Source organism: Rhizobium sp. BK176 (assembly GCF_024808055.1).
In genome coordinates, this window is the sequence record NZ_JANUBV010000001.1 from 633,210 (window position 1) to 653,835 (window position 20,626).

A 20,626-nucleotide genomic window follows, 5' to 3' on the forward strand; every position below is an offset into this window, starting at 1 on the left:
CTGATCGCCATCCGCTTTCGGTGCTTCGCCGCTGGGAAGACCGCCCAATCGGGAACGACTTGGCGATGTCTCCCTCGTATATCGCTCCTGCTCGATGAAACGACGAGACATGCTTGTGGAGTCTTCAAAAAACATTGATCTCGCATTGGAGTGAGGTCCAAAATCTAGTTCGACCTTCGATACGCCGAAATTCAGACAACCGCGATCCATCGTTCCAGGAGGAGACGAAAATGTACGTGATGCCCGAAGAACGAAACTATGAACTCAGCATGAACTCCTACGAGGCGCTCGACCTCGTCAACATCCTTCGTTTCAGGCTGAAATGCAAAACCGAAAAGAAGGTTGGCGTTATCCCCATGGGCTTTGGACTCATGTATTGGGTCGATACCAACGGACAATACATGGACGGCAAGGTGCTGGAGAAGGAAACGGAGCTTACCGAACTTCTCAAACAGCTAGCTGAATAGCCGATAACGCTAGTTATCGGCCGTTCTTCCGCTTTACATTCCGTAACGGCCCATGGCTAGCGCGGTCGGGATCGTTATAGACTTGGCCTCGATGCGATCCCGCTCTCGTTCTATGATCTGCCGGGTAAACTGGGAGCTTTTCGTATAGACGTTGGCCAATAGATATTCGACTTCATCGAAAGCTCTGTCCCAGCTCCAGTCTTCCTCGTTTTCCACAAAATCCGACAGCCGTTTCTTCGCTTCGTCGGAGACGTTGATGTCCCAGGAGAAGTCGTTGCTGATATGTGAGAGTTGCGCGACGATGTCTCCGATAGGGACATCGTCCAGGAAAACCGACGGGTCCAGCACCTCGACGTTGGTCCTGTCCTTGTAGTCAGGGGCATATTTCTTCGGGATGAACGCCTGCTCCAGCTGGTTCATCGTATATAGCGTCCGCCCTACTGGCGCTCGGTAGAAGCGGTCGCTGATAGGGTCCTTCTTTCCAAGATCGTCAAAAGCCAGCTCGAGCGGATAAGCCGCAAAATGATCGACGGAAAGCATAGGCTCTGGAACAGCAATCCACAGCTCTCCGTCGATCGCGACAACAGCGTTCGCAATCCAGGAATGGAATTCAGTTCGCGCCTCTTCGAGTTCCGCCTCGCCCACCTCGCCAAGTTTCATCGATTTCGCGAGTTTTTCGAGCTTTGGATATTCGGATAAGATGTCCACACCTCTGGCAATCTTGTTCACGACTCCCTTTGGCAGAACGACATCCTGCTGCCCACTGGCCTTTAGGGCGAACCTGTGGAATGCGAACCGCCGGTGTCGATAGCGAACGATATCTTCCAGGGAATGAAAGTCGGGGTTGATCTTCTTGTAGAAGACGCCGTCCCGATGCCTGATTTCCTCGATGTCTCTTGTGCGGCATTCTACCCTGACGACGACTGGCGCTCTAACGTCTTCCACTTCTTCGATTTCGACCTTGGTATCCACCAACGCCAATATCGATTTCAGTTCTCCGTAGCGAGGCAGTGCCGCCGCAGTGATAAGCACCGGAAACTTCACATCCAATATCATCGTCGTCCCTCGTCCCTTCGCCGCCCAACGAGGCCATCGGGTGTCGAGTGAGCATCGGCCCTCAAGAGGCATGCCACAAGAAATTGGCAATCTCTCCCTCAACAAACATTCCGGACTGGCCGGTAATGGTACTTATCGGCCATCGGCGATCCGACCTTACACGTGAACCGGTCTGTCCATCCATTCCCCCTAAAACTAACTGACCTCCTGGTCATTGTCGTTGCCTTACCCATCGGCGGCAACTCGTCGAGACCTTCGCCCCTGAAATCGCGAGACTTAGGTCCGGTGCCAATCGCGAGCTCAGTTGTAGGTTCTGCCTAGCAAGCAGGCGGCATCAGGGGCGGATGACCGCCTCCCGCTGCCCCGAAGACCATTCCGTTGCCGGGGCAGCGGTCCTCTGCGCGCGCTTCGGAGCTTTGAACTGCTCAGGCTATGGTGGATTGCTCTCCCGATGTATAGCGTTCCCACATCGTCGCGCGGATGGTCCCCATGATCGTGAAAGCCCGTTTTCCTGTTTTCCTTCGGGAAGTCCGACCGCCCGGGTTTCGAAACCGAGGCCCTGCTGTCATTTTTTTGGACACTACGGTCGACATCCGCGAGGTGTCTGAGTCCGAATCCCCGGTCGCGCTGCGTGCAACCGCGGGACACTTCGTCAGCGCTCGAACCAATGCGTTCGAGTTTCGGTTCATAGATGGCCGTTTCTATCGTCCGCTCCGCAAGACGATCGAGTCCTTCGAGGGTGTGGACCTTCGAGAGCCATGGGGCCGCCCTCATGGACGTCAAAAGCTTGCCGACGAAATCTATGTGGCCGTCCTTCCCCACGCGAAGAAAGCTTACCCCGTTGGCGTACTGGATATCCTACAGGGAAAAGACGTTCCGAACGTCAACCAGGTGTCCTTCATCGATCGCTCCGCGAAAACGGAAATCACCGATAGCGACGAAGAAACGGTAGAGGCGGCCAGGAGACGCTTCGAGGAGCAATGCTCGTCCTATGTCGTCATCGACGGCAAAGTGTGGGTAGAGTGCAACGAACCGCTTCTGTCCGTCGAGATGGACGCGCGGTCGCCGGAGTACAAAAGGATTTCCATTTTCGCTGGCGAGCTCCCGACCTACTCGCCGCTTCTGTCGCGCGAGTATCTTCCTAGCAGCATCCAGCTCTTCTCCTTTGCCGAGCTTGAAACCGTTCAAGCGATGGCCGGGAGGACTTCCTCTCCAAAAGCGGTGTTCGAGGGGGCGAGGTTCTCCGTCATATCCCACGATCCGTTCTATTTTTCGAACGATTTTCCGTACATACCGGACGGCGTTCGTATGCTTTGGGAGCTGCAGTCAGACGATGAGGTGCCGAAGGATATGATCATTCCAGTGGCGGAGTTCCTCGCGAATGACGCCAACTGGACCTATGACGGCGTCGAGGAGATGCTCCAAGGCTGCTTGACCGCCGCCAAGCCTGGTTCAGAAGCCAAGCTCTTCATCCCGTCGATGCTCGAAAGGTTGCGTGATCGGCCGATCTCGCTGGATGTGAATACCCGCCAACCGACGTTCGGCTTACGGTAGCCGTGTTTTCTTGCGTCAGCCTCCGGCACGCTTTGGAAAAATCCAAGGAGAAAAAGCGATGTCCGTCAGCCTGAAGCGCATCAAGGGGCCGAAGAAGCCGATGACCGAAGTACCTGCGAAGGATTTCGTCGGCAGGAACGGTTTCGGTACGATCCCGATCCCACACAAAGACTGGTCCGACCGTATAGCGGCAACCCAAGTCGTCCTCAATGTCATCGAGTCGGGTCGGCTTCCAAAGGATTCCGAGCCTCTCCAGCAGAGCCTTAGCATGGTCAAGGGCATGTTCTCGAGGATTTACGTCGGAGACTGCTACGATTGGTTCACGACCTCGAAGTTCCTCGGTCACCCGTCAGGCGAAGTCAGCAAGGCCATATCGACCAGCATTGCCGTCCTCAAAGGTGCAATCCGTGAGCAAAACGTCGACCTGTTCAACGAAGCCGTCGAGCGCATCAATGCCGACTATGGCAACGAAATGCTCGAGAACTACCTCGACATGACGGTCAGGAACGGGCATCCGGTGCGCGAAGAAGGCTGGGCCTACGTTCTCTGGTCATCGTCGGAACGCGACGTCGTTCATGTCGGCGCTGCCGGCGGCGAGGTCGAGGAGGTCATCAAGCGCCTGAACGACGAGAACCCCGACCATCATCCCTATGGCGTCCTCGCAGCCTGGCTGGTCCACGAACCGCTCGCGGCGTACAACGACATCCACGCAGCGCTCGACCGCTACGCCATGGGCGACGGCTTCTTCCGCGTCAATTTCGGCATCGCCCGCGACACCGTCCATAAACTCCTCAAGGACACAGACAACTTTGCCCTGTCGCCGTGGCACGATCACGAGGCCGAAAGTGCTCCCTCCGCACCGCAGATGAAAATGGCGGGCTGACAATCACAGAACGCTCAGGCTTTAAACCTGGGCGTTTCGCTTGTAGGCAACGCTTGATGCCGGCCGCTGCCGACCTGAGAATTGTCCATAGAAACATCAACGACTGGTATGGACATGGCCGAGCGGCAGAAGACTTTCGGAGAAGCACTCGAGGCACTCATGGGCGGCCAGTGCGTCCGCCGCGCGGGTTGGAACGGAAAGGGGATGTTCGTCTATCGGCATGTCTTCGCGCCAGCGGCTGTTCCAGGAATCGTTCTCGACGGAAGCGCCGTTAGCTTCGCGTCCACCTTCGTGCTCTTCACGGCCCAGAAGGTCCATCAGCCTGGGTGGAACGCCTCGCAGCCAGACATGCACGCTACCGACTGGGAAATCCTGTCGGCGGTAGACATTCTCGCCTCACAGGTCTGATCGCGCTTTTGCGTTTTTCGCATGATCCGGTGTTTACACGCTTGGCTTCACGGTCGCTCCAGTCGAGACTGAATTAATAGACTTGGAGAAATGCCGTGACCGAAACACCGAAGCCTGCCGATCCATCCGTCCTGACCTTCAGGATCAAGCCGCCCGAGTGGACAGACAAGAGCGGGGAGGGCTTCCGTCTCTTCAAAGCCCAGACCTCGCTTGGCGAGTTTGTTTATGGCGTCGACTTCAACGGTCAGGCATATCACCAAGGTCTCGATATGACGGGTCGACACGAAGAAGTCGACCACCCGACAGAGGATGCCGCCAAGATCGCGGCAGAAGCCGGATATTCCCGTCTCGTGATGAGAGACTTCCTAGCGGTATCCGAGCCATACTCCCCGCCCAAGCCCGTGTTGAAGGAAGCCAAGGTCGTCGCTGAACTTCGCGATATTCTCGTCAAATACGCAGACGAATGTGAGGATGCGCGGTCCTACGGAGGCCCCACGATGTTGCCGCATTTTCCGCTCGACGAAGGTAAGATGCGCGTTTTTGGTATGAGGCTCGACGCTCTTGACCGAGAACTCGTAGGCCATTTCGGATAGCCTTTGTTACACGCCTTCGTCGTTGATATGGTCGTCAAATCAAGGAGAGGCGTGTCATGGAATTTCAGTGTCCCATCAACTACTACATAAGCGGAACCAAGGACGGGGCGGTCTCCAGCAAGAAGTACTATTTTCGCGAGTTCGTGACTGTCTCCATTGCCGAGATTTCGTCTGCCGAGGCTCCTGTCGCCGTCCGCTGGCGTCCGGCTCCCAGAACGCCGCCATCGATGTATTCGCGTCAAAGGTTTTCGGATACCGGAGTTGTCGGACCCGACGGCTATCAGCATACGAGATGGTATAACGGCAGACATTGGCAGAGGCTGTGCCACGGACACCTGAATTCCAGCTCAGCCCATCATACTGGCACTACAGCCACCCCAGCCCTCACAGTTGACGACTTGGCGGCCGCGCTCATGCGCGAGACTTACCACGAGTCGGCGACGTCGGCGGTCGTGATGGGGCTGGGGGACGAACTCCATGAAGTTGCCTGCGTATCTGGCTCCCAGGACGTAAATCGCGACCCCTCGGCCGATTTCTCGTCTATCAGGCGAAGCGATCGACCTGAGAAAGTGGATCGCCTTCAAGAGGCTGTCGCTTCGTTGATCGTGGTGGATGGAGTTCTTCATAGGCGGTCCATGGAGCCTTTCGTTTCGGTCTGCCATACCAAGCATCGTGCGCTCGATCCACACCTGGACATCGCCATCGAGACAACCCCGCGGCAGTTCTGGGATCAACGCGAAGCGGCCTACAACATTTTCGCGATCCCGGATTGGGATCGCGCGGTGGCGACGGCTCTTGATGGAACCTCCGCTGTCCAATCTCTCGCGCATTTTGCACCGGAGATTTTGATCGCCGATTCCATTGCCCGAGACCACGAATCGTCGACCGAAGTCGGCCTGGTGTTGAAAGGCTTGCTCGCAAGTCTCCGACTTGCCGCACCTGTGCATGGCCCCTATCCCCATCGCAACATCACAAGGGCGATGTATTCCCAAGACTTGGACGAACAGTTCGAATTGCTTTCGGCGATACCTGCCGACATTGTGACGAAGTGGAAGAAGAGCGACAAGCAGCAGATGAGGGACGCGCTGTTGCTTCTCGAGGACCGGGTGGTTTCGGTCCCGGTAGAGACGCAATCCCCCTCTCCCATAATGCGCTGACCGTTCACTGGACATCGAAGTTCAACAGCGTGTTGAAATCCGCACTTCGGTGAATGCATCCCGATGGCAAACCGCTTGGCTTTATGCGTTGCAACCGGCTGTTTGCCGCCGACCGCCACACGCGCTTCAATAGTGTCAGACGCGTCGACAACGGGGGCGAGATGGAAGAATGGCGTATTAAGTGGCTTCGGATGGCGATGCTCCGGCTGCACACCCTGCTCCCCGACGGCTTCACGATCCGGCAACTGTCGAACGCGAGCTTTACGCTGCGTGGCCTGACCAAGCGGTTCACCGAGGGAGCGGAATCGCTTTCCTGGGTCGCTCAGGTCGGCTCCAAGCCGTCCAAGAGCGGCAAGTCTATCGAGACCATCTACAAGGTGACGCCGTCTGGCCGCGCCGCCCTCATCAGGGCCGTCAGTCCTCTCTACGCCGATCTCCGCGCAGGAACAGTCGATGCGCCCGCCTGTTATTTCCGCAGCATCGAAGCGGCCGAGGAGAGCCTCGTCTATTATCTCGGTCAGGTTGAACGAGGCGAAAACACGATGGAGACGCTCGTAAGAGACCACCTCTCCGCCAAGGGCGACGTGAGGCATGATCTCAAGATATGCTTTTCGGACTACGAGGGCCTCAAGGACATCGACGCGGCGGCCGCGGATCAGCTGCGCAAGAGAATTTGGTCGGTGATCCAGCGGACCAACGACGGCATGAAGGCGGAAAACCCCAAATGGAAGGGCAATCTTCTCGACTACTTCCGTGGAGAGGCCTGATCTGGCGCTGCTTCATGACGCTCTTTATCGGTCATTTACCTCCCGGCGCTGGATTGTTGCGGCCCCGCGCGTTCTGATGACTTGCATTCTGGAGAAATCGCATGACCGACCACAACCGCAACGGACATCTCAGCCGCTTCGAGGACTACGCTCCGATCAAGCGCTCGCTCGACGAGATCGTAGAAAGGGCCATCGCCTTCAAGAAGGGCGACAAGGACGTTTACGACGAACCCGAACCGACCGTCGTGGCCTCGTTCGCGACTTCCGATCTGGTCCGCTACAGGTTGAACAGCACGAGGCTGGCAGATGCCTACATCGCGATGGGGGACACGAATACCCATCCCCACGACGACGATGGCTACACGGACCGGTGCGCCCGTTTCGGGGTCGTAGACAGGGCATCTGGCGAACCGGTCGCCATGTTGTGGGTTCTCAAGAGCCGTAGGGACGATACGCACTTCAAAATCTGCCATCCGTCGTTCTCGAAGACCCGTGCGCTCGAACAAGGCGAATTTCTCGACGTCTTGAAGGAACTCGACATTCCGCCAAGCCACAGGAACGGCGAAGACAACGATTTCGTCAGAGAATACGACCTCTGGTACGAAGACGGCGAATGGATCGCCAAGGAACCGCAAAGTGTGTTGGCCTTCCGGTATGAAAGCATCTGCTTCGGAACCCATCCTCCTATCAGGGACACCGTGACCATCTACGTTCCTCTTGATCCGTCGACGCCCTTGGACGGCGGCGGAGACGCCCGCGCGGCCTACAACGCGCTGGATCACTATCGAGGCCTCGCCCAGCAGAAGTTCTGGGCCATGCGATACCCTGTTCAGTCGGGCCATTCCTCTTGGCTCGGCCCCAGCGACCCTACCGAGGTGAAAGTGACAGACCCGAGAATCTACGCTGAGTGCATTCCTGATGTCGCTCCGACCTCGGATGCGGTCCAGACCCTGCAACCCTGATCACAAGGGGCGGCTGTCTAGCGCCGTCCTGATCACGGCTTGAATGGCGAGCGTTGACTGCGGAGGGATGGCGACAACCTCGCCGCATTGATCGCAAGCGGCCGCCATGATCTGCTCGACGACAGCCCCGCTTGACTCGAGCTGGACGTCGTGAATCCCGAACGTCGTCTGAACCACCGCCTTGCAGCTATCGCAACATGCCGAGCTCTTGTCGCCTGCGTTCCAGACCTTCATTTTGCCCTCATCCATTTCCGTTGATGCCGATCATGATGGCATTGATCCTGAATGGCATCAACGGCTGGCTGATAACTCACGTTACCGGCCATCGGTTGGCGCATCCGTTCCAAGTCTTGATTCCTAAGTCCAGCAATATAGGTTTTAAATATATTGATTGGAACCTATTTTTCTCCTATATAGGCGCTTAGATTTGAGTATGGAGCTTCGATGAATTCAGTTTCCGCAGCGATTGTGTCCAGACGGGTTCAGCTCGGGATCACGCAAACCGAGGTTTCGAGGCGATCCGGCGTTTCCCAACCGTCTATCTCGGACATCGAGGCCGGTGCCACTCCCCGTAACTCGACCCTCGCGAAGCTCGCCAAAGCACTCAGGTGCCAGCCGAACGACCTCGATCCCACGTATGGGATGAAAGGAAGAAACACCAGATCAAGCCGTGGCGGTCTCAAGCCGGCAAAGACTTTCGTTGATCCTGAGGTTGTGTCGCTGCTGGATGAACTCGCTGACGAGTTGGCGAACGGTTTTGGGTTTGTCCCATCTCATCTCCAAGTAATCCAATTCCTTGCGAAGAAAGCAGCTATCTCCCCGGCACAGGAACGCGAAGGAAAGTCGTTTGTCCGATCTGCAAATCCCGGTGTGGAGCGTGATTGATGTCTTCTGTTTCGAACGAAAACTACAATATCGTCGAACAGGCCGTCTTTGGATATTACGAAGGGCATCGACTGCTTCGCTCGAGTGTGAGACTGACTACCAACGATGAATACGAGCTTGCCGCGCTGTCGGATTTGGCCCCTGGCGTTTCGATTTCGGGTACGGAGAGTTATCTGAGCGGGTCTCAGCTTCCGGGTGGGTTCTACGCCCTCGTTCGAACTTGGCTCGCTCAGGAAATGCCCCGGCCCGGTTGCGTCTGGAGCCATATCCTCCTGATCCCGAGTGCGACGATGTCCACCCAAGTCGACCTGACGCCGCTTCTTTCGCTGTTCCGTCGGCCCCACGGCTACAAGGCCGACGATGGATTTTCGGAACCGTTGAAGATTGAAAAGCGGCCGACCGACATCCCTGCCCCCGATGCGCGCTTAGTCGCTGCCGCGTTACGCGAAGCCTACCAATCGGTCTCGATCGACACGTCCAAACTCGACGCGGAAAAGTGGGAGCGGGCTATCATCGCTGTATGGTCGCAGCAGTGGCCAAGACTTCGGCGCAAGTTCGTCTTCCGCTCGGCCTCCTCTTCCTATGGGCTACCGGGACAAAGCGTCGGCCGTGTGGAGCGTGGTCAATCCGTTTCACCTCAAGCTGATGGCTGGTTGGATTCTGCCGTCGCCGACGCCGTCTCCAGGTCCATCACGCCTCTCAAACGCTTCCTCTGGCGATACGGGAAAGACATCGACGCCGCCGACAACGCTTTCGCCGATCTAGTCGAACTTCATGTCGCCGAAGCCACTAACGGCCCGGATGCCATCGTTGAGCGGGTGTTTGCCCGGTTCGCCAAAGGTCAGGCCGAAACGTTGAAAGGCGACCTGCTTGGCTTGGGCGGAAGGGTCTCCCTTGTCGGCATCGCCAATCTGTCCATCCGCTCCAAATTGCTGGCCCAAGGATTCACCTATCCTCGCCCTCCAAGCGGCTGACGGTCGGCGTCTTCAATTTTTCGGGTCTCCCAGTATCAATTGCCATTTCCCACGGCGCGTTGTTTTCCTTTTTTTAAGACTCCGACGGTATATGGAGCATCAGGTTCGCAGGAGGACGCAGATGTCTAAGTTCGCCGTATTCAAAATGTCCGCCTTTTCGCTGATGGTCGGCGCGCTTCCCGCCCACGCCGATTTTACACCGCTCGAAGCCAAGGGGTCAGCTTCTCTGGCAACGCACTTGGCCGTTTGTGCTGGCAAGCTCAAGGCCGGCCAAACTTTCGTCGGCGGACTCGATGTGAGTGAAGCCGCCAAGACATCGGCGGCGGCGCTTCGCTTCGTCGTAGGAGAGATCGGTTCCGCAACCGCCACGTTCGAGGTCATCCAGCGCGCCAACGAAGAGGCATTCGGCCGGAATTTGCTTTCCTACCCACTGAATGCGCGCGGCGAAGTTGCCAAGGTCTTGGAGGATTGCGATCCCGCTATCCAAGAGGCTCGCTCTGTTTACAACAATGCGTCGAAGCGCGTCGCTATGGTCGCGGCGGCTAAGGCCGAAGATATCCGCCGACAAAAGGTCGCCTTTGACACTCAGCAGGCAGTGAAGCGAGCCGAGGCGGAAGCCAAGGCCAGTTCTGCGAAGCTGGCCGCTATCCGTGAGGAGGCGGACGGCAAGGTCAGGGTTGAACAAGCGCGAAAAGAAACAGTTGCCGCTGACGCGGATGCCAAGGTTCGTGTCGAGGCGGCAAAACGCGAAGCGTCTCTCGCGGATGCCGAGGCAAAGACCCGAATCGAAAAGGCGCGTCTTGATACTGTTAACGCCGAGACCGCCCTGAGGAATGCGGATGGCACTCGTTCCGACGTCAGCGTCCAATCCTCCCGATCTGAACACGGCACGTCGGCGGCGTCTGAGGCCGACCAGTCGGCAGGGATGCTGACCAAAGCAGTGTTGGCAGCGTCTCCCACCCCCGCACCAGGCTCGGTGAAGCTCGTCCCAGGGTCTCCAGAGAAGAAGGCCATCGATCAGAAGATCGCCGATTACGTCGAATGCAGTGAATATTTCAAAGCCGGCATCCTTATAAATCCCGACTACGTGGACGTCGTCCAAGTCGCGGCGATGGCGACTAAATTGGAGGCGTTGGCCTTCCTAGAGGCCAAGCCCTACTACGCGATAGCGGACGTGTGGAACAGGCAGGCGGATTCCCGTGCCTATTACTCGAAGATGACCTACATGTACTGGGAGCTGACCGAGGGGGTTTACGGTGACTGCCTGGATATCTACGGCGCTGCCTCCGATCAACAGAAAGCATCGGCAATGGCGAATTACGCCGACATGAACAAGCCGATCGTTCTTCGTATTCCATAGCCGCTCCTCGACACTCTCGATTGAACCCTGGTGGCTGCGGCGAACCCCTGATGGGGACGTTTGGTGGAGGACGACCTTCCTGGCCCCTCGTCGCCGCGGCGACGGGCAGGTCTAGGGTCTACCTTCCGTAAGGGACACATTTTCCTTCATTTGAACCTGACAAACCCACGTGGCATAGTCGTGAGAGAAAGTCAGGGAACGCCTATCCGATGAACGATCGTCCGCTTAATCGAAAGATGCTGGAAAAGGCCTTCAACAAGCTGGGAGAAATCCTGGCTCGCAAAAAGGTGTTGGGAGAGATCGCCGTCTACGGCGGGACTGCCGTCATGCTTCAACTCGAATACCGTGAAAACACCGCGGATGTGGATTGCGTCGTCAGTGTCGGTCATGGTCCGGTGATGGAAGCCGCTAGGGAGGTCGGTCGTCAGCTGGGGATAGGGACAAGTTGGCTGAACGAGAACGTGTCGGTTTTCACGAGCAGGTCGGCGACCGATGCGGACCTCATCCCCTACGGAAAATATCCGCAGCATGGACGCCCGCATCTAAACGTGGTCCTCGCCAAGCCGGATTACCTCGTCGCCATGAAGGTCGAGGCGCTACGCCGCGCCGCAAGCCGTGATATCAGCGATCTCACGATGCTAGCGAAGAAGCTGGGGCTGAAGACAGCGGACGACATCTTCTCGATCCACGCATTGTACTTTGGACCCGAGAACATTAACCTCACGATGAAACAGGCGGTAGCCGGAATTGCTGCCGACCTCACCAACGGACCGGAAGACGATGTCGGGAATTCGCCCAAGAAGCCTAGCTGAAGTCGTTGACGTCGGTGGAGCGGAATATGCCCTCCCGTTGGACGAGTTTCTCGACGAATTCTACACGGAATATCCTGATCGCGATGCCATGCAGGCGATGATATCCGCATCTCCGGCCTATCTCGGTAATGAATTCGCGGATTCATACATCGGCGCGGTCGGGGAGCACCTCGCCCTGCGGTGGGACCTCGAAGTGCCGGATTGGACCTGCGATGCTCGACGTTCTGGCGGCCGCACGCCACGCTTCGTTCCCGACATGCCAAGCCTCCGTCCAATACTCTTGGTGGAGGCTCCCTATGCCTTCAGGAGGAGAAACATCTTCACCGGAGAGGAACCGCTCCAAAGAGCGCGCTGGCCGAGGGAAGTCGCGGTCTATGAACCGGCGGGCCTCTCTCGATCACCTCGTTAAGTAGCTGCGCTCGGTAGCCCTACTTCGGGACAGCGGTCTGCGGGATTGCGGCTGCGGCGACCGACTTGTTTATGGCGTCGAACTCCCGCTCCAGGAAACGCAGGTCAGAGCTGGCGCGGTCCATGTACTCTTCTCTGGAATGGAATTTCAGCAGATAATCGTGTAGCGCGTCCTGGAGTTCGACCAGCTCCGCCTTTGCGGTGCCGATGTCGGCGACCTTGAGGGCCGTGACCATTTTCTCAAAATTGGTGACGGCCTGTTTGACCGCATCGAGTTTCTCGGCCGCCTGGGGTCCGTACTTTTTCACTGACCAATGGAATTTTCCTTTGGTCCTGATCGTCAGCTCCATGTCTCTGACGGCGTCGTAGCGGCGCGGATCGAGTTTGTTCTTGGCCATCTCCTGCTCGGTCGGCACGCGAAGCTCGCCTTTGTTCGCCGAAAGCGCCAGCATCGATGTCTCGATCATGTCGGCCATGAAACGGTCGGCCGCCTTGTTCAGCGTGAGCGAATCCACGCGACCGTCCGGCTTCTGGTCGAGGGTGTCGATGAATTCGCTGACGGAGCTTCCGTTGAGGGGCTGCGCCAATATCGATTCATCGTGTATCAGGCTCTGCCGGATGCCGCTGTACACCCAAAGGCCACCGACGATGACGATGGTCGATACGGCAACGATCATCTTGACGTCGTCGTCCGATTGTCTGGCGATGAAACGGGAAAGCGAAGTCATGCGGCATCCTCAAGGCTGTCTGGCAGCCAAATCTTGGCCTGGTCGGGCGCAAACCACTACAGCCGCTCCGATGGCATCCAGGCCAAGTGTGTCGGACACTGCTTCGCCTTCAAGTGTCTAAATAATCGAAGTTTGTCCTGCAGATGTCCAAATTTTCAACTTTGCAGGACAAATGGAGAAGGAGGGCCTTTCGGCCCTCCTTCATTCACTCCCTTAGTTCGGGATGGAGTATGTTCCGGAACCGACGCTTGTCGGCACCGTGTTCATCTGCGTGAAGTTGACGTTGTCATCCGACCACAGAACGTTGAACGATACGGCGACCGTCGATATTCCACGCTCGAACACGATGTTGTCCGGGACGATCGGCGTCGGGAACGTGAAGGTGAAGCTTCGCGACGCTACCGTACCCGTGGCGGTCGACACCGTGATGTAACCGCTGGTGTTCAGGTTGCAGAGACCGGCGTTCGTGCAAGACGTCGCCACGAACGCCGTATTGCCGTTGCGGAAGTAGACCTCGCGAACCGTCGGCTGCACCGCCTGCCCGAAAATGATCTTCCAGTAGCGGTGTCCCGGCTGAGCCGACACGACGACGTTGAACGTCGTTGATACCGTGTTGCCGTAGTTCGTGATGGAGACCGTCACGGGATAGGTCTGGCTGCCACTCGCGAGGCCGGTGGCCGGAGTTCCCGACAGCGCCCCCGTGGAGGTGTTCCAGGTCATTCCCTGTGGCAGGCCCGAGTACGAATAGGTGGATGCACCGTATTCGTTCGTGACCGTCAACTGATCTTGGTTCGATACCGCCACGCCTTCCTGCAGGCCAAGGGGGACGGCCGATATCGTCATCGCCGCCATGACCGTCATGTTGTGCTGCAGCGTCGCGGTCCGACCGAGAGCGTCCTTGGCGGTGATGATCACATAACCTGTCGAAGCCACAGAAACCGGGTCTATGGTGATTATGCCGTCACTGTCGATCGAGCCGTTTAATTGCGATCCACCGGCGGCGATGTAGTACTTGCCGGTATATGTGACCGTGCCGACACCGTTGTTGAAGGCAGGCTTGGGGAACGTATAAGGCTGACCAGAGCGGACGGTAACCGTCAAGGCTTGGCCGGTGGCCGCCGCGAAAGTGTTCGCCACGTTGAGGGTGTAGGTCGCCGTGGCGGTCTTACCGTCAGTCGTGTCCGTGACCGTCACTTCGACCGGGAACGTCGCACCATTGGCATAGGTGTTGACGGGGATATTGCCCGATATGGCTCCCGTGGACGTCGAGAAGGTAAGCGGCGCTGGAAGGCCGACCACGTCGAACTTCGTCGTCCCTCCGGCGTTCGTCACGGTGGGAAGGTTGATTGCGCTGTATGCCGTCCCCTGCTCGATAAGCGTCGCAGGCGACGAAACCTTGATGGTAAGCGCGGCTCGTACCACGACGGTGTAGGTGAACGTCGCGGTTCTTCCGAAGACATCCGTCACAGTCGTCACGACGTTGGAGGTACCCGCAGCCGTCGTCGTACCGGACAGAACGCCAGCCGTACTCATCGTCGTGCCAGCAGGGCGCGGTGTCGCTGTGTAGGTGATCGTACCCCACGTGTTGTTGAAGACCGGCGCGGGGATCGATACAACATCTCCGACGCGGTATGCATACGACGTCACCTGACCCGCTGCCCCGCTCATCGCCGTCGACGGCTGGATGCCGAAGATGAATGCCGCGGTCTGCGAGCTGCCCGTGTCGTTGGAGACCCCGATCACCATGTCCGTGAAGTAGACAGGTGTCGTCGGCGTTCCCGAGATCACGCCAGTGGTCGTGTCGAAGGACAGGCCGGTGCCGGTGAGGTCCTTGTTGATCGTGTAGTTGGCCGGGTAGGTCCAGGCGGCGCTCTTCACGCTGTCCTTGACGGTAGGCGTGAAGCTGAACGGCACGCCGACTGTTCCGAACGCCAGTTTGTTGCCGGAAATGTTGGAGATCACCGGGCGGGCGTTGATCGGCTTCACCTGGATGGAGAATGTGTTCGACGGCTGTCGGTCGCCTGCCGCGTCGACACCGTAGACGACGAAGTTGTCGAACTGTCCTGTCGCTCCCGACGGGGTGCCGATTAGGCCGCCCGTCGCCGGATTGATGGACAGGCCTGCCGGGAGAGTCTGCCCTGCCGCCAGCTCGTAGGTCACAGCGCCGATGTTGTAGGCCGTGTCCGGAACCGTGGTGTTGGCTGTTCCCTGCGTCACTGTGATGAGCGACGGATACAGGACGCGCAGCGCCGGGATGACGTTCACGGTGACCGGCTTGGACGTGATGCGGTTCGTGTCGTCCGTGACAGAGAGGTTGAACGTGAACGACTGCGTCGCCGAGAGCGATCCGGAGATCGCGCCGGTATCCCTGTCGACACCCAGGCCACGGCTTGCTGCGTCGGACGAGGTGAACAACAGGGTTCCGAAGTCGTTTCCGGTCGACAGCACATTGGAGGCGAACGGCGGCTCCATCTTGATCGGGAAGCCGACCTTCGAGGTGATGGCGTAGACGTTGAGGTCGATCGGCTGCGAAGAAAGGATGACCTTGAACGACTGCGTTCCCGACGTCGTGCGCCCAAGCGCGTCCTTGGCGCTGAAGGCGATCGAGTAAGTCCCGTAGGTCGTCCAGTATCCGGAGAAGTCCACCTTGTTGCCGTTGATGGCGTAGGTGATGCCCGTCGGCAGGGTGCTGGCCCCTGCGGTCCAGGTCACACCCTTTCCGTAGGCGTTGTTGACGACGCCGAGCGTCACCGTCGCGTTGCCGTCGGGAACGATGACCTGCTTGGGGTTTGCGGTCGACGTGATCTGGAAGCCCGTTGCATCCACGACGATCTTGAAAGGTCCTGCGGTCGCGGAGTTGTACGCCGCCCTCGTCGAATCGTTCTGGATGTAACGGTCCGCATGGTCGTCACTGGCCGTGATGAAAAGGTTGTCGAACGTTCCCGCGGACGAAGGGATACCCTGGAGGGTCGCGTTTACGGTGTTGAACACCAACGCGTCGTCCGGCAGCTGCGTCGCGCTCGTCACCGTGACTTTCGTGTTGTCCGCATTGTAGTGGGTCCAGACGCCGTTTCCGTTTGTTGTGTACAGCTGACCAGGCAGATCGCCCGAGATGCCGTAGGAGATCGTTCCAATGGCATTGGAAGCCTTGGGGAAAGCGATACTCACTGGCTTGCTGGCCGAATACTGCGCCGCCGTGAAAGTCGTCTGCGTCAGCGAGAGTGCGAGAGGCGCGATGACGCCCGCGGAGAACGACAGGTGGCCGTTGGACGCATATCCGCGACCGTCGCTGTCTTTCACCGTGGCCGTCCAGTTGGTAGTGCCGATGGCGTCTATGTACCCCCTGAAAACTCCGAGGTTCGGATCGACCAACGGCAGGGTCGAGGGATTTCCCGCCCCTGTAAAGGTCACCGTTCCAACGTGGTTGCTCGGAACCTCTGTGGCCGTCTGGAATGTTTCGCCCTTGCGCAGCGTCGCCTTTGCGCCCGGGAGTACGTCCGAAGGCGATTGCGCGACTGGCGTCGTCTGGACATACCCGTCGAGGGTGGCCTTGACCGTGAAGTCGACAGGGGTTGCCTGAACTCCCTCGGCATCGATCGCCGTCGCGGTGACGGTCCACTCTCCGAGAGAATCCGGCGCACCAGTGAGCCTTCCTGTTCCGGCATCCACTCCTGTCAAACCGTTTGGCGCGTTCACCAGCGTGTAGGCCAGCGGTGCGACGTAGGAACCGTCTGTGCTCAGCCAGAACGAAGTGCTCGAGACCGGGGTGAAGGTCTTGTCGTTCAGGCTGTATGTCACCTTCGGCGTGTTGGTCTTGAGCGCCAGCGGGACCTGCTTGACGATCTTGAGGGTGAATGGCGCGCTGTCGACGACTATGCCGGTGGCTCCGTCTTTGCCGCGGATGACGATGCCCGGGAAGTCGCCGATCGCGTCCTTCGTGGTTCCGTCGATCTGGCCGGATGCTGTGACGGACAGGTCCGTCGGCAGGGCCGCCGAATTCGGTGAAAGCGAGTATGTCACGCCGCCGAAGAAGCCTTCGTTCGCCGACACCTTGATCGTAGAACCCGAAAGGCGCGGCAGCTCGTAGGTCGGGTTCACGACGACTTCTGGATAGGGATAGATGTCGAAACGAAGCGGCGCGACTCCCGGCCTTCCGTTGCCGTCCGTGAAATTGATGTTGACGTCGCCGTGGAATTCTTCGGTCGGAACACCCGAAATGGTGCCGCTCGTCGTGTCGAATTTAAGTCCTGCGATTGCAGGCGTGTAATCCACGTATTTAACGGCGGAGATGCCGCCGACGAGCGTTTTCTCGTCGAACCGCAGGGGTTCGCTTGCTACGGTGCGCTTGATGGCCCCGGCGACGTTCGTCGCGATCGAAGCGACGCGACCCGCGGTCGGCGCAGGCGGCTCGATTACCGAGATCGTGAACGGCTCGGACGACACGCTACCGCCATCGGTGTCGGAGACCGAGATGACGTATCCGTCGTATTCGCCCTTTGTCTTCGCCAGTCCTGTGATTATACCCGTGTCCTGGTCGAACGACAGCCCGTCCGGGACCGCCTTGTTGATGGACCACGTCTTAGCAAGGTTCGTGGCGAGAACAGGCTGCGTTACCGTGAGCGGCTGCTGACCTTTCGTATCGGCGTAGTTGATGATGAATGTCGGCGCTGTGGTCTTCCCGACCATGTTGTCGCGAGGAAGAACCTCGATATTGAAGTCCTTGCTCGTCGCGAGGCCGCCGTGTTCGTCTGTGAGCTTCACCTTGAACGGACCGTATGTTCCCGGGGCCTCTGTCGTCCCGCCGAGAATAAGACCCGAGTTCGCACCAATTCTGAGGCTTTCAGCAGGAAACGTCGCCGCTGCCGGGAGCGAGCCGACGATCTCGAACTTCGGCGACCCGATGATCGCCGCCTTGTCGTAGACCACCTGATATGGCGACGGCATCACGTCGTATTTCTTCAGCGACAGCGTCGCAGGCAGGTCCTCGATGGAAAGGGGATCGTGGACCGAGAAGGACACGACCGTCGAAGACGTGCGGCCGTCGCCGTTCGTCAGGGTGAAGCCCGGAGCGTAGTCGCCGCTCGTATTGACCTGCCCCTTGACTGCCAGCGACTGGCCGCCAGCATACGATATACCGGCTGGGAGCGACGACGGATCGTTCAGCGCGATGGACCAGTTGCCGAGCAGGCCGCCCCCTGGGTTCAGCGTGGCGTCGATGGTTTCGCCCTTGCGAATGTCGCGTTCCGTGATGGCGTAGGACAGGCCGAACTTCGCAGGCTGAATGTCGAAGTCATATGGCCCGCAGTGACCGACATCGGTGGTGCCGTTGTTGGTGACGCGGATGTCGACGTTGATGTCCGCCTGCTTCTCTTCCTTGGTCGGCGTTCCGGAAAACACTCCGGTCGCCGTGTTGAACGTGATGCCATCTGGCAGCGCGCCCGACGTCATCACATATTCCTTGGTTCCTGCCGCGTCGACGAACGGGACCCTGTATGGGCTGATGGCCGTTCCCGCCATGCCGACGATGGTCGACGGCGGCAACTGCCCTTCGTAAACGCCGCACTTTGGCGTCGGGCCGAGCGAACCAATCTTGAACCAGTTCGAGATCGACTCGTGGTCATCGATGTCCCTTGCGCGATAGCGGATCGTCGCCTGGTCGTAGTGTTTTTTGATGGACCCAGAGATCGTCCGACCAAGGGCGTCGTTGGAGACTTTCAGGGAGCCTGGCAGGTTCCCGCCATTTTGTACGTCGACGTAATAGCGGACTTCGGCGGGACTGCCGAGCGACTGCTTAATCGGAGTGACTGCCATCTTGTTGAAAATGACGGCGTACGGATCGACCTTCGGATCGAAATCGTAGAGCTTGTCCGCGATCGGAGGGAATTCCGAGGCGTAGTCGACAGTGAAATTTCCCTTGAATGCCACGACGGCCTCGCCGAGGTAGTCGTAGCCGATGATGACGTATCTCGAGTTCACTTCCTCGGTAGGCGTGCCGTCGAGGTTGGGACCGACGGCCTTGATACCAGCGGGCAGCGGATAGCGGATGCTCCACTCGTTGACCGTGATACCGGCCGGGATGGAGAACTGCTTGAAGAAGTAGGTCCCCTTATGTCCATAGAGGTCGACAGTCTGGGTATTGCTCGGCAGGTCGATGACGTCGAAATTCGCGGACGCGGTGGCGACTTCTTTGTTGTTGTCGTCATATCCCGTGAGCTTGGCCACGACATTCGTCACGGCCTTGGTCGCCTTTCCGGAGAAGGTCAGGGTCGCTGGATCAAAGCTTATCCCGTCTGGCAGGCTGCCGCTCGTCACCACCCAGTTGTCGTTGGCCCATTGCGCCTTCATCGGAAGTTTTTCCGAGAAATCCTCGTCCAGGCCGACTGCGTAGAAAGCCGTTATGTTCTTGGACTGGTTTTCGTTGTCGTCGACATCGATCTTGATGTCCTCGGACTTGTAACGGAAGAAATACGTGCCGTTGGCAGGGTCCATTGCTGCGTAGGACGGCGCGATCGATCCGAAAAGTATGACCGTGCTGGCGAACAGGTTTTTGAACATGTGACCCTCAGAAAATTATAGACTTCAATAAAGTATTCCGGGGAGACCCCTAGATCAAGGAATCCGCCATTTGTATGCGGTTTTTTGAATGTTTTTGAGGTCTTTTGAGCCTGCCATTTGTCATATTGAGACCTGTTGTTTTAGTCCCAATGTTCCTAATTAGAGACGTGGATAGACCGCGCCTTGGACGAACGTGGGCGCGCGCGACGCCGCGTGGCAAGGTATCGCTGGCGGCTCCCTCTCAGAAGTCGCTCGCCGTCCGGCGTCGGATCGACAGTCGCACGTAGGAACGAGATGCACCGCGAATTCCAGTTTCTGAAGCTCGGAGCGCATAACTCCTTTGGATCACAAAGACGTCAACCGTCGATCACCGGCCCAATGTTCGGCCGGCGAAACTCGGTTGTGCCGTTGCATTCGGGCGATCGAGCAGCCATTGCGCCCATTCACGGTCGATGAGCATGCGGGTGCGGGCCGCCATGCGTAGGGAATCTGCGTCGGCGCGGTGGGTGTGCGGGTAAAAGCGATCTGTAGCCTTGTAGAGGGTGTCGCGCCGTTCTACGCACCACGGATCGTAGACCCTGCTGAACGTGGTCTTCATGTTGGTGGAGTCGTTGTAGCCAAAACGCATCGGAACTCCCGTGGTCTCGGCCAGCCTCGCTGTCCATACGCCGTCCCAATAAACGTTGTCCGTCACGACGGCCTTCCCCTGGAGCTCGGCGTTCAGCCTGTGCGCGACTGCGTCGGCGTCTTCGCCGTTGGCTTTCGCCATGTCATATGAGATGCCGTGCATTTCGTAGGAATTGGGATCGAACAGGTTCGTGGTCCATCCCGGCTCTGGGCGCACCAAGATCGCGGAAGGTACCAGATCGATCCCGCACCAGCCGAACTCCAACGGATACGACCCTTCGTGAATCCCCGACGCCTCGACGTCGGCGAAACGGAGAATCGGTATCAAGGGATGGATATCCCACATCTCGAATTCCGGTTCGTCCATGTCCCCGCCTACCTATCGCAGATGCCTGTCATTTGACCATACCAGCTCTCAGAGCATAGTTCA

At 58.3% G+C, this 20,626-nt stretch carries 18 protein-coding genes; 13 read left to right on the forward strand and 5 right to left on the reverse strand.

The genetic code is table 11. From position 1 onward, the window contains the following. Positions 1 to 230 precede the first annotated feature (230 nt). Positions 231 to 467 carry a hypothetical protein gene (locus FHT76_RS03660; protein ID WP_259184356.1) on the forward strand — a complete coding sequence of 79 codons (237 nt, stop codon included), beginning with the start codon at positions 231 to 233 and terminating at the stop codon, positions 465 to 467. Between the two features lie 33 nt (positions 468 to 500). Here the strand turns inward: FHT76_RS03660 and FHT76_RS03665 are convergent, their stop codons facing one another. Then, positions 501 to 1,523, reverse strand: a complete 1,023-nt coding sequence (locus tag FHT76_RS03665; RefSeq protein WP_259184357.1) for a hypothetical protein — start codon at positions 1,521 to 1,523, stop codon at positions 501 to 503. Positions 1,524 to 2,123: 600 nt separating this feature from the next. Between FHT76_RS03665 and FHT76_RS03670 the strand changes: the two genes are divergently transcribed. From FHT76_RS03670 to FHT76_RS03700, 7 genes are all read left to right on the forward strand, one after another. Continuing rightward, complete coding sequence (locus FHT76_RS03670) at positions 2,124 to 3,077, forward strand: hypothetical protein (protein ID WP_259184358.1); 954 nt, start codon at positions 2,124 to 2,126, stop codon at positions 3,075 to 3,077. 58 nt (positions 3,078 to 3,135) lie between these two features. Then, positions 3,136 to 3,960 (forward strand): hypothetical protein, encoded by an 825-nt coding sequence (locus FHT76_RS03675; protein ID WP_259184361.1) that lies wholly within the window; start codon positions 3,136 to 3,138, stop codon positions 3,958 to 3,960. 114 nt (positions 3,961 to 4,074) lie between these two features. Then, positions 4,075 to 4,368 carry a DUF2829 domain-containing protein gene (locus FHT76_RS03680; RefSeq protein ID WP_259184363.1) on the forward strand — a complete coding sequence of 98 codons (294 nt, stop codon included), beginning with the start codon at positions 4,075 to 4,077 and terminating at the stop codon, positions 4,366 to 4,368. A 95-nt stretch (positions 4,369 to 4,463) separates the two neighbouring features. Next, positions 4,464 to 4,961: a hypothetical protein gene (locus FHT76_RS03685; RefSeq protein ID WP_259184364.1), complete on the forward strand. Its 498-nt coding sequence runs from the start codon at positions 4,464 to 4,466 to the stop codon at positions 4,959 to 4,961. A gap of 56 nt (positions 4,962 to 5,017) precedes the next feature. Continuing rightward, positions 5,018 to 6,118 (forward strand): hypothetical protein, encoded by a 1,101-nt coding sequence (locus tag FHT76_RS03690; RefSeq protein ID WP_259184365.1) that lies wholly within the window; start codon positions 5,018 to 5,020, stop codon positions 6,116 to 6,118. A 161-nt stretch (positions 6,119 to 6,279) separates the two neighbouring features. Next, a complete protein-coding gene (locus FHT76_RS03695) occupies positions 6,280 to 6,885 on the forward strand; it encodes a hypothetical protein (RefSeq protein ID WP_259184366.1) in 606 nt (201 codons plus the stop codon). A 101-nt stretch (positions 6,886 to 6,986) separates the two neighbouring features. Continuing rightward, complete coding sequence (locus FHT76_RS03700) at positions 6,987 to 7,847, forward strand: hypothetical protein (protein ID WP_259184367.1); 861 nt, start codon at positions 6,987 to 6,989, stop codon at positions 7,845 to 7,847. Here FHT76_RS03700 and FHT76_RS03705 read toward each other — a convergent pair whose 3' ends face one another. Next, positions 7,848 to 8,081 carry a hypothetical protein gene (locus tag FHT76_RS03705; protein WP_259184368.1) on the reverse strand — a complete coding sequence of 78 codons (234 nt, stop codon included), beginning with the start codon at positions 8,079 to 8,081 and terminating at the stop codon, positions 7,848 to 7,850. It abuts the gene before it with no gap. A gap of 210 nt (positions 8,082 to 8,291) precedes the next feature. Here FHT76_RS03705 and FHT76_RS41370 point away from each other — a divergent pair, with 210 nt between their 5' ends. From FHT76_RS41370 to FHT76_RS03725, 5 genes are all read left to right on the forward strand, one after another. Then, positions 8,292 to 8,732, forward strand: a complete 441-nt coding sequence (locus tag FHT76_RS41370; RefSeq protein ID WP_405049492.1) for a helix-turn-helix domain-containing protein — start codon at positions 8,292 to 8,294, stop codon at positions 8,730 to 8,732. Next, positions 8,732 to 9,706: a hypothetical protein gene (locus FHT76_RS03710; protein ID WP_259184369.1), complete on the forward strand. Its 975-nt coding sequence runs from the start codon at positions 8,732 to 8,734 to the stop codon at positions 9,704 to 9,706. Before FHT76_RS41370 ends, FHT76_RS03710 begins: the two co-directional genes overlap by 1 nt. Before the next feature lie 121 nt (positions 9,707 to 9,827). After that, the gene (locus tag FHT76_RS03715) at positions 9,828 to 11,066 is read left to right on the forward strand and encodes a hypothetical protein (RefSeq protein WP_259184370.1); all 1,239 of its coding nucleotides are present in this window, start codon (positions 9,828 to 9,830) and stop codon (positions 11,064 to 11,066) included. Positions 11,067 to 11,275: 209 nt separating this feature from the next. After that, on the forward strand, positions 11,276 to 11,878 hold the full coding sequence (locus FHT76_RS03720) for a hypothetical protein (RefSeq protein WP_259184371.1): 603 nt from the start codon (positions 11,276 to 11,278) through the stop codon (positions 11,876 to 11,878). Next, on the forward strand, positions 11,847 to 12,287 hold the full coding sequence (locus FHT76_RS03725; RefSeq protein ID WP_259184372.1) for a hypothetical protein: 441 nt from the start codon (positions 11,847 to 11,849) through the stop codon (positions 12,285 to 12,287). Before FHT76_RS03720 ends, FHT76_RS03725 begins: the two co-directional genes overlap by 32 nt. Positions 12,288 to 12,306: 19 nt before the next feature. On the opposite strand, the gene FHT76_RS03730 is transcribed toward FHT76_RS03725, so the two are convergent. The 3 genes from FHT76_RS03730 to FHT76_RS03740 form a co-directional block, all read right to left on the reverse strand. Further along, positions 12,307 to 13,014, reverse strand: a complete 708-nt coding sequence (locus FHT76_RS03730; protein WP_259184373.1) for a hypothetical protein — start codon at positions 13,012 to 13,014, stop codon at positions 12,307 to 12,309. Positions 13,015 to 13,227: 213 nt separating this feature from the next. Further along, positions 13,228 to 19,569: an Ig domain-containing protein gene (locus tag FHT76_RS03735; protein WP_259184374.1), complete on the reverse strand. Its 6,342-nt coding sequence runs from the start codon at positions 19,567 to 19,569 to the stop codon at positions 13,228 to 13,230. Between the two features lie 367 nt (positions 19,570 to 19,936). Beyond that, entirely contained in the window at positions 19,937 to 20,563 is a 627-nt protein-coding gene (locus tag FHT76_RS03740; RefSeq protein WP_259184375.1) for a hypothetical protein, read from the reverse strand. Positions 20,564 to 20,626: the final 63 nt, after the last annotated feature.

Coding starts and splice junctions, on each gene's coding strand:
- FHT76_RS03715 (WP_259184370.1), top strand. CDS start 9,828: ATGTCTAAGTTCGCCGTATTCAAAATGTCCGCCTTTTCGCTGATGGTC.
- FHT76_RS41370 (WP_405049492.1), top strand. CDS start 8,292: ATGAATTCAGTTTCCGCAGCGATTGTGTCCAGACGGGTTCAGCTCGGG.
- FHT76_RS03675 (WP_259184361.1), top strand. CDS start 3,136: ATGTCCGTCAGCCTGAAGCGCATCAAGGGGCCGAAGAAGCCGATGACC.
- FHT76_RS03700 (WP_259184367.1), top strand. CDS start 6,987: ATGACCGACCACAACCGCAACGGACATCTCAGCCGCTTCGAGGACTAC.
- FHT76_RS03690 (WP_259184365.1), top strand. CDS start 5,018: ATGGAATTTCAGTGTCCCATCAACTACTACATAAGCGGAACCAAGGAC.
- FHT76_RS03740 (WP_259184375.1), bottom strand. CDS start 20,563: ATGGACGAACCGGAATTCGAGATGTGGGATATCCATCCCTTGATACCG.
- FHT76_RS03665 (WP_259184357.1), bottom strand. CDS start 1,523: ATGATATTGGATGTGAAGTTTCCGGTGCTTATCACTGCGGCGGCACTG.
- FHT76_RS03730 (WP_259184373.1), bottom strand. CDS start 13,014: ATGACTTCGCTTTCCCGTTTCATCGCCAGACAATCGGACGACGACGTC.
- FHT76_RS03720 (WP_259184371.1), top strand. CDS start 11,276: ATGAACGATCGTCCGCTTAATCGAAAGATGCTGGAAAAGGCCTTCAAC.
- FHT76_RS03695 (WP_259184366.1), top strand. CDS start 6,280: ATGGAAGAATGGCGTATTAAGTGGCTTCGGATGGCGATGCTCCGGCTG.
- FHT76_RS03725 (WP_259184372.1), top strand. CDS start 11,847: ATGTCGGGAATTCGCCCAAGAAGCCTAGCTGAAGTCGTTGACGTCGGT.
- FHT76_RS03710 (WP_259184369.1), top strand. CDS start 8,732: ATGTCTTCTGTTTCGAACGAAAACTACAATATCGTCGAACAGGCCGTC.
- FHT76_RS03680 (WP_259184363.1), top strand. CDS start 4,075: ATGGCCGAGCGGCAGAAGACTTTCGGAGAAGCACTCGAGGCACTCATG.
- FHT76_RS03705 (WP_259184368.1), bottom strand. CDS start 8,081: ATGAAGGTCTGGAACGCAGGCGACAAGAGCTCGGCATGTTGCGATAGC.
- FHT76_RS03660 (WP_259184356.1), top strand. CDS start 231: ATGTACGTGATGCCCGAAGAACGAAACTATGAACTCAGCATGAACTCC.
- FHT76_RS03735 (WP_259184374.1), bottom strand. CDS start 19,569: ATGTTCAAAAACCTGTTCGCCAGCACGGTCATACTTTTCGGATCGATC.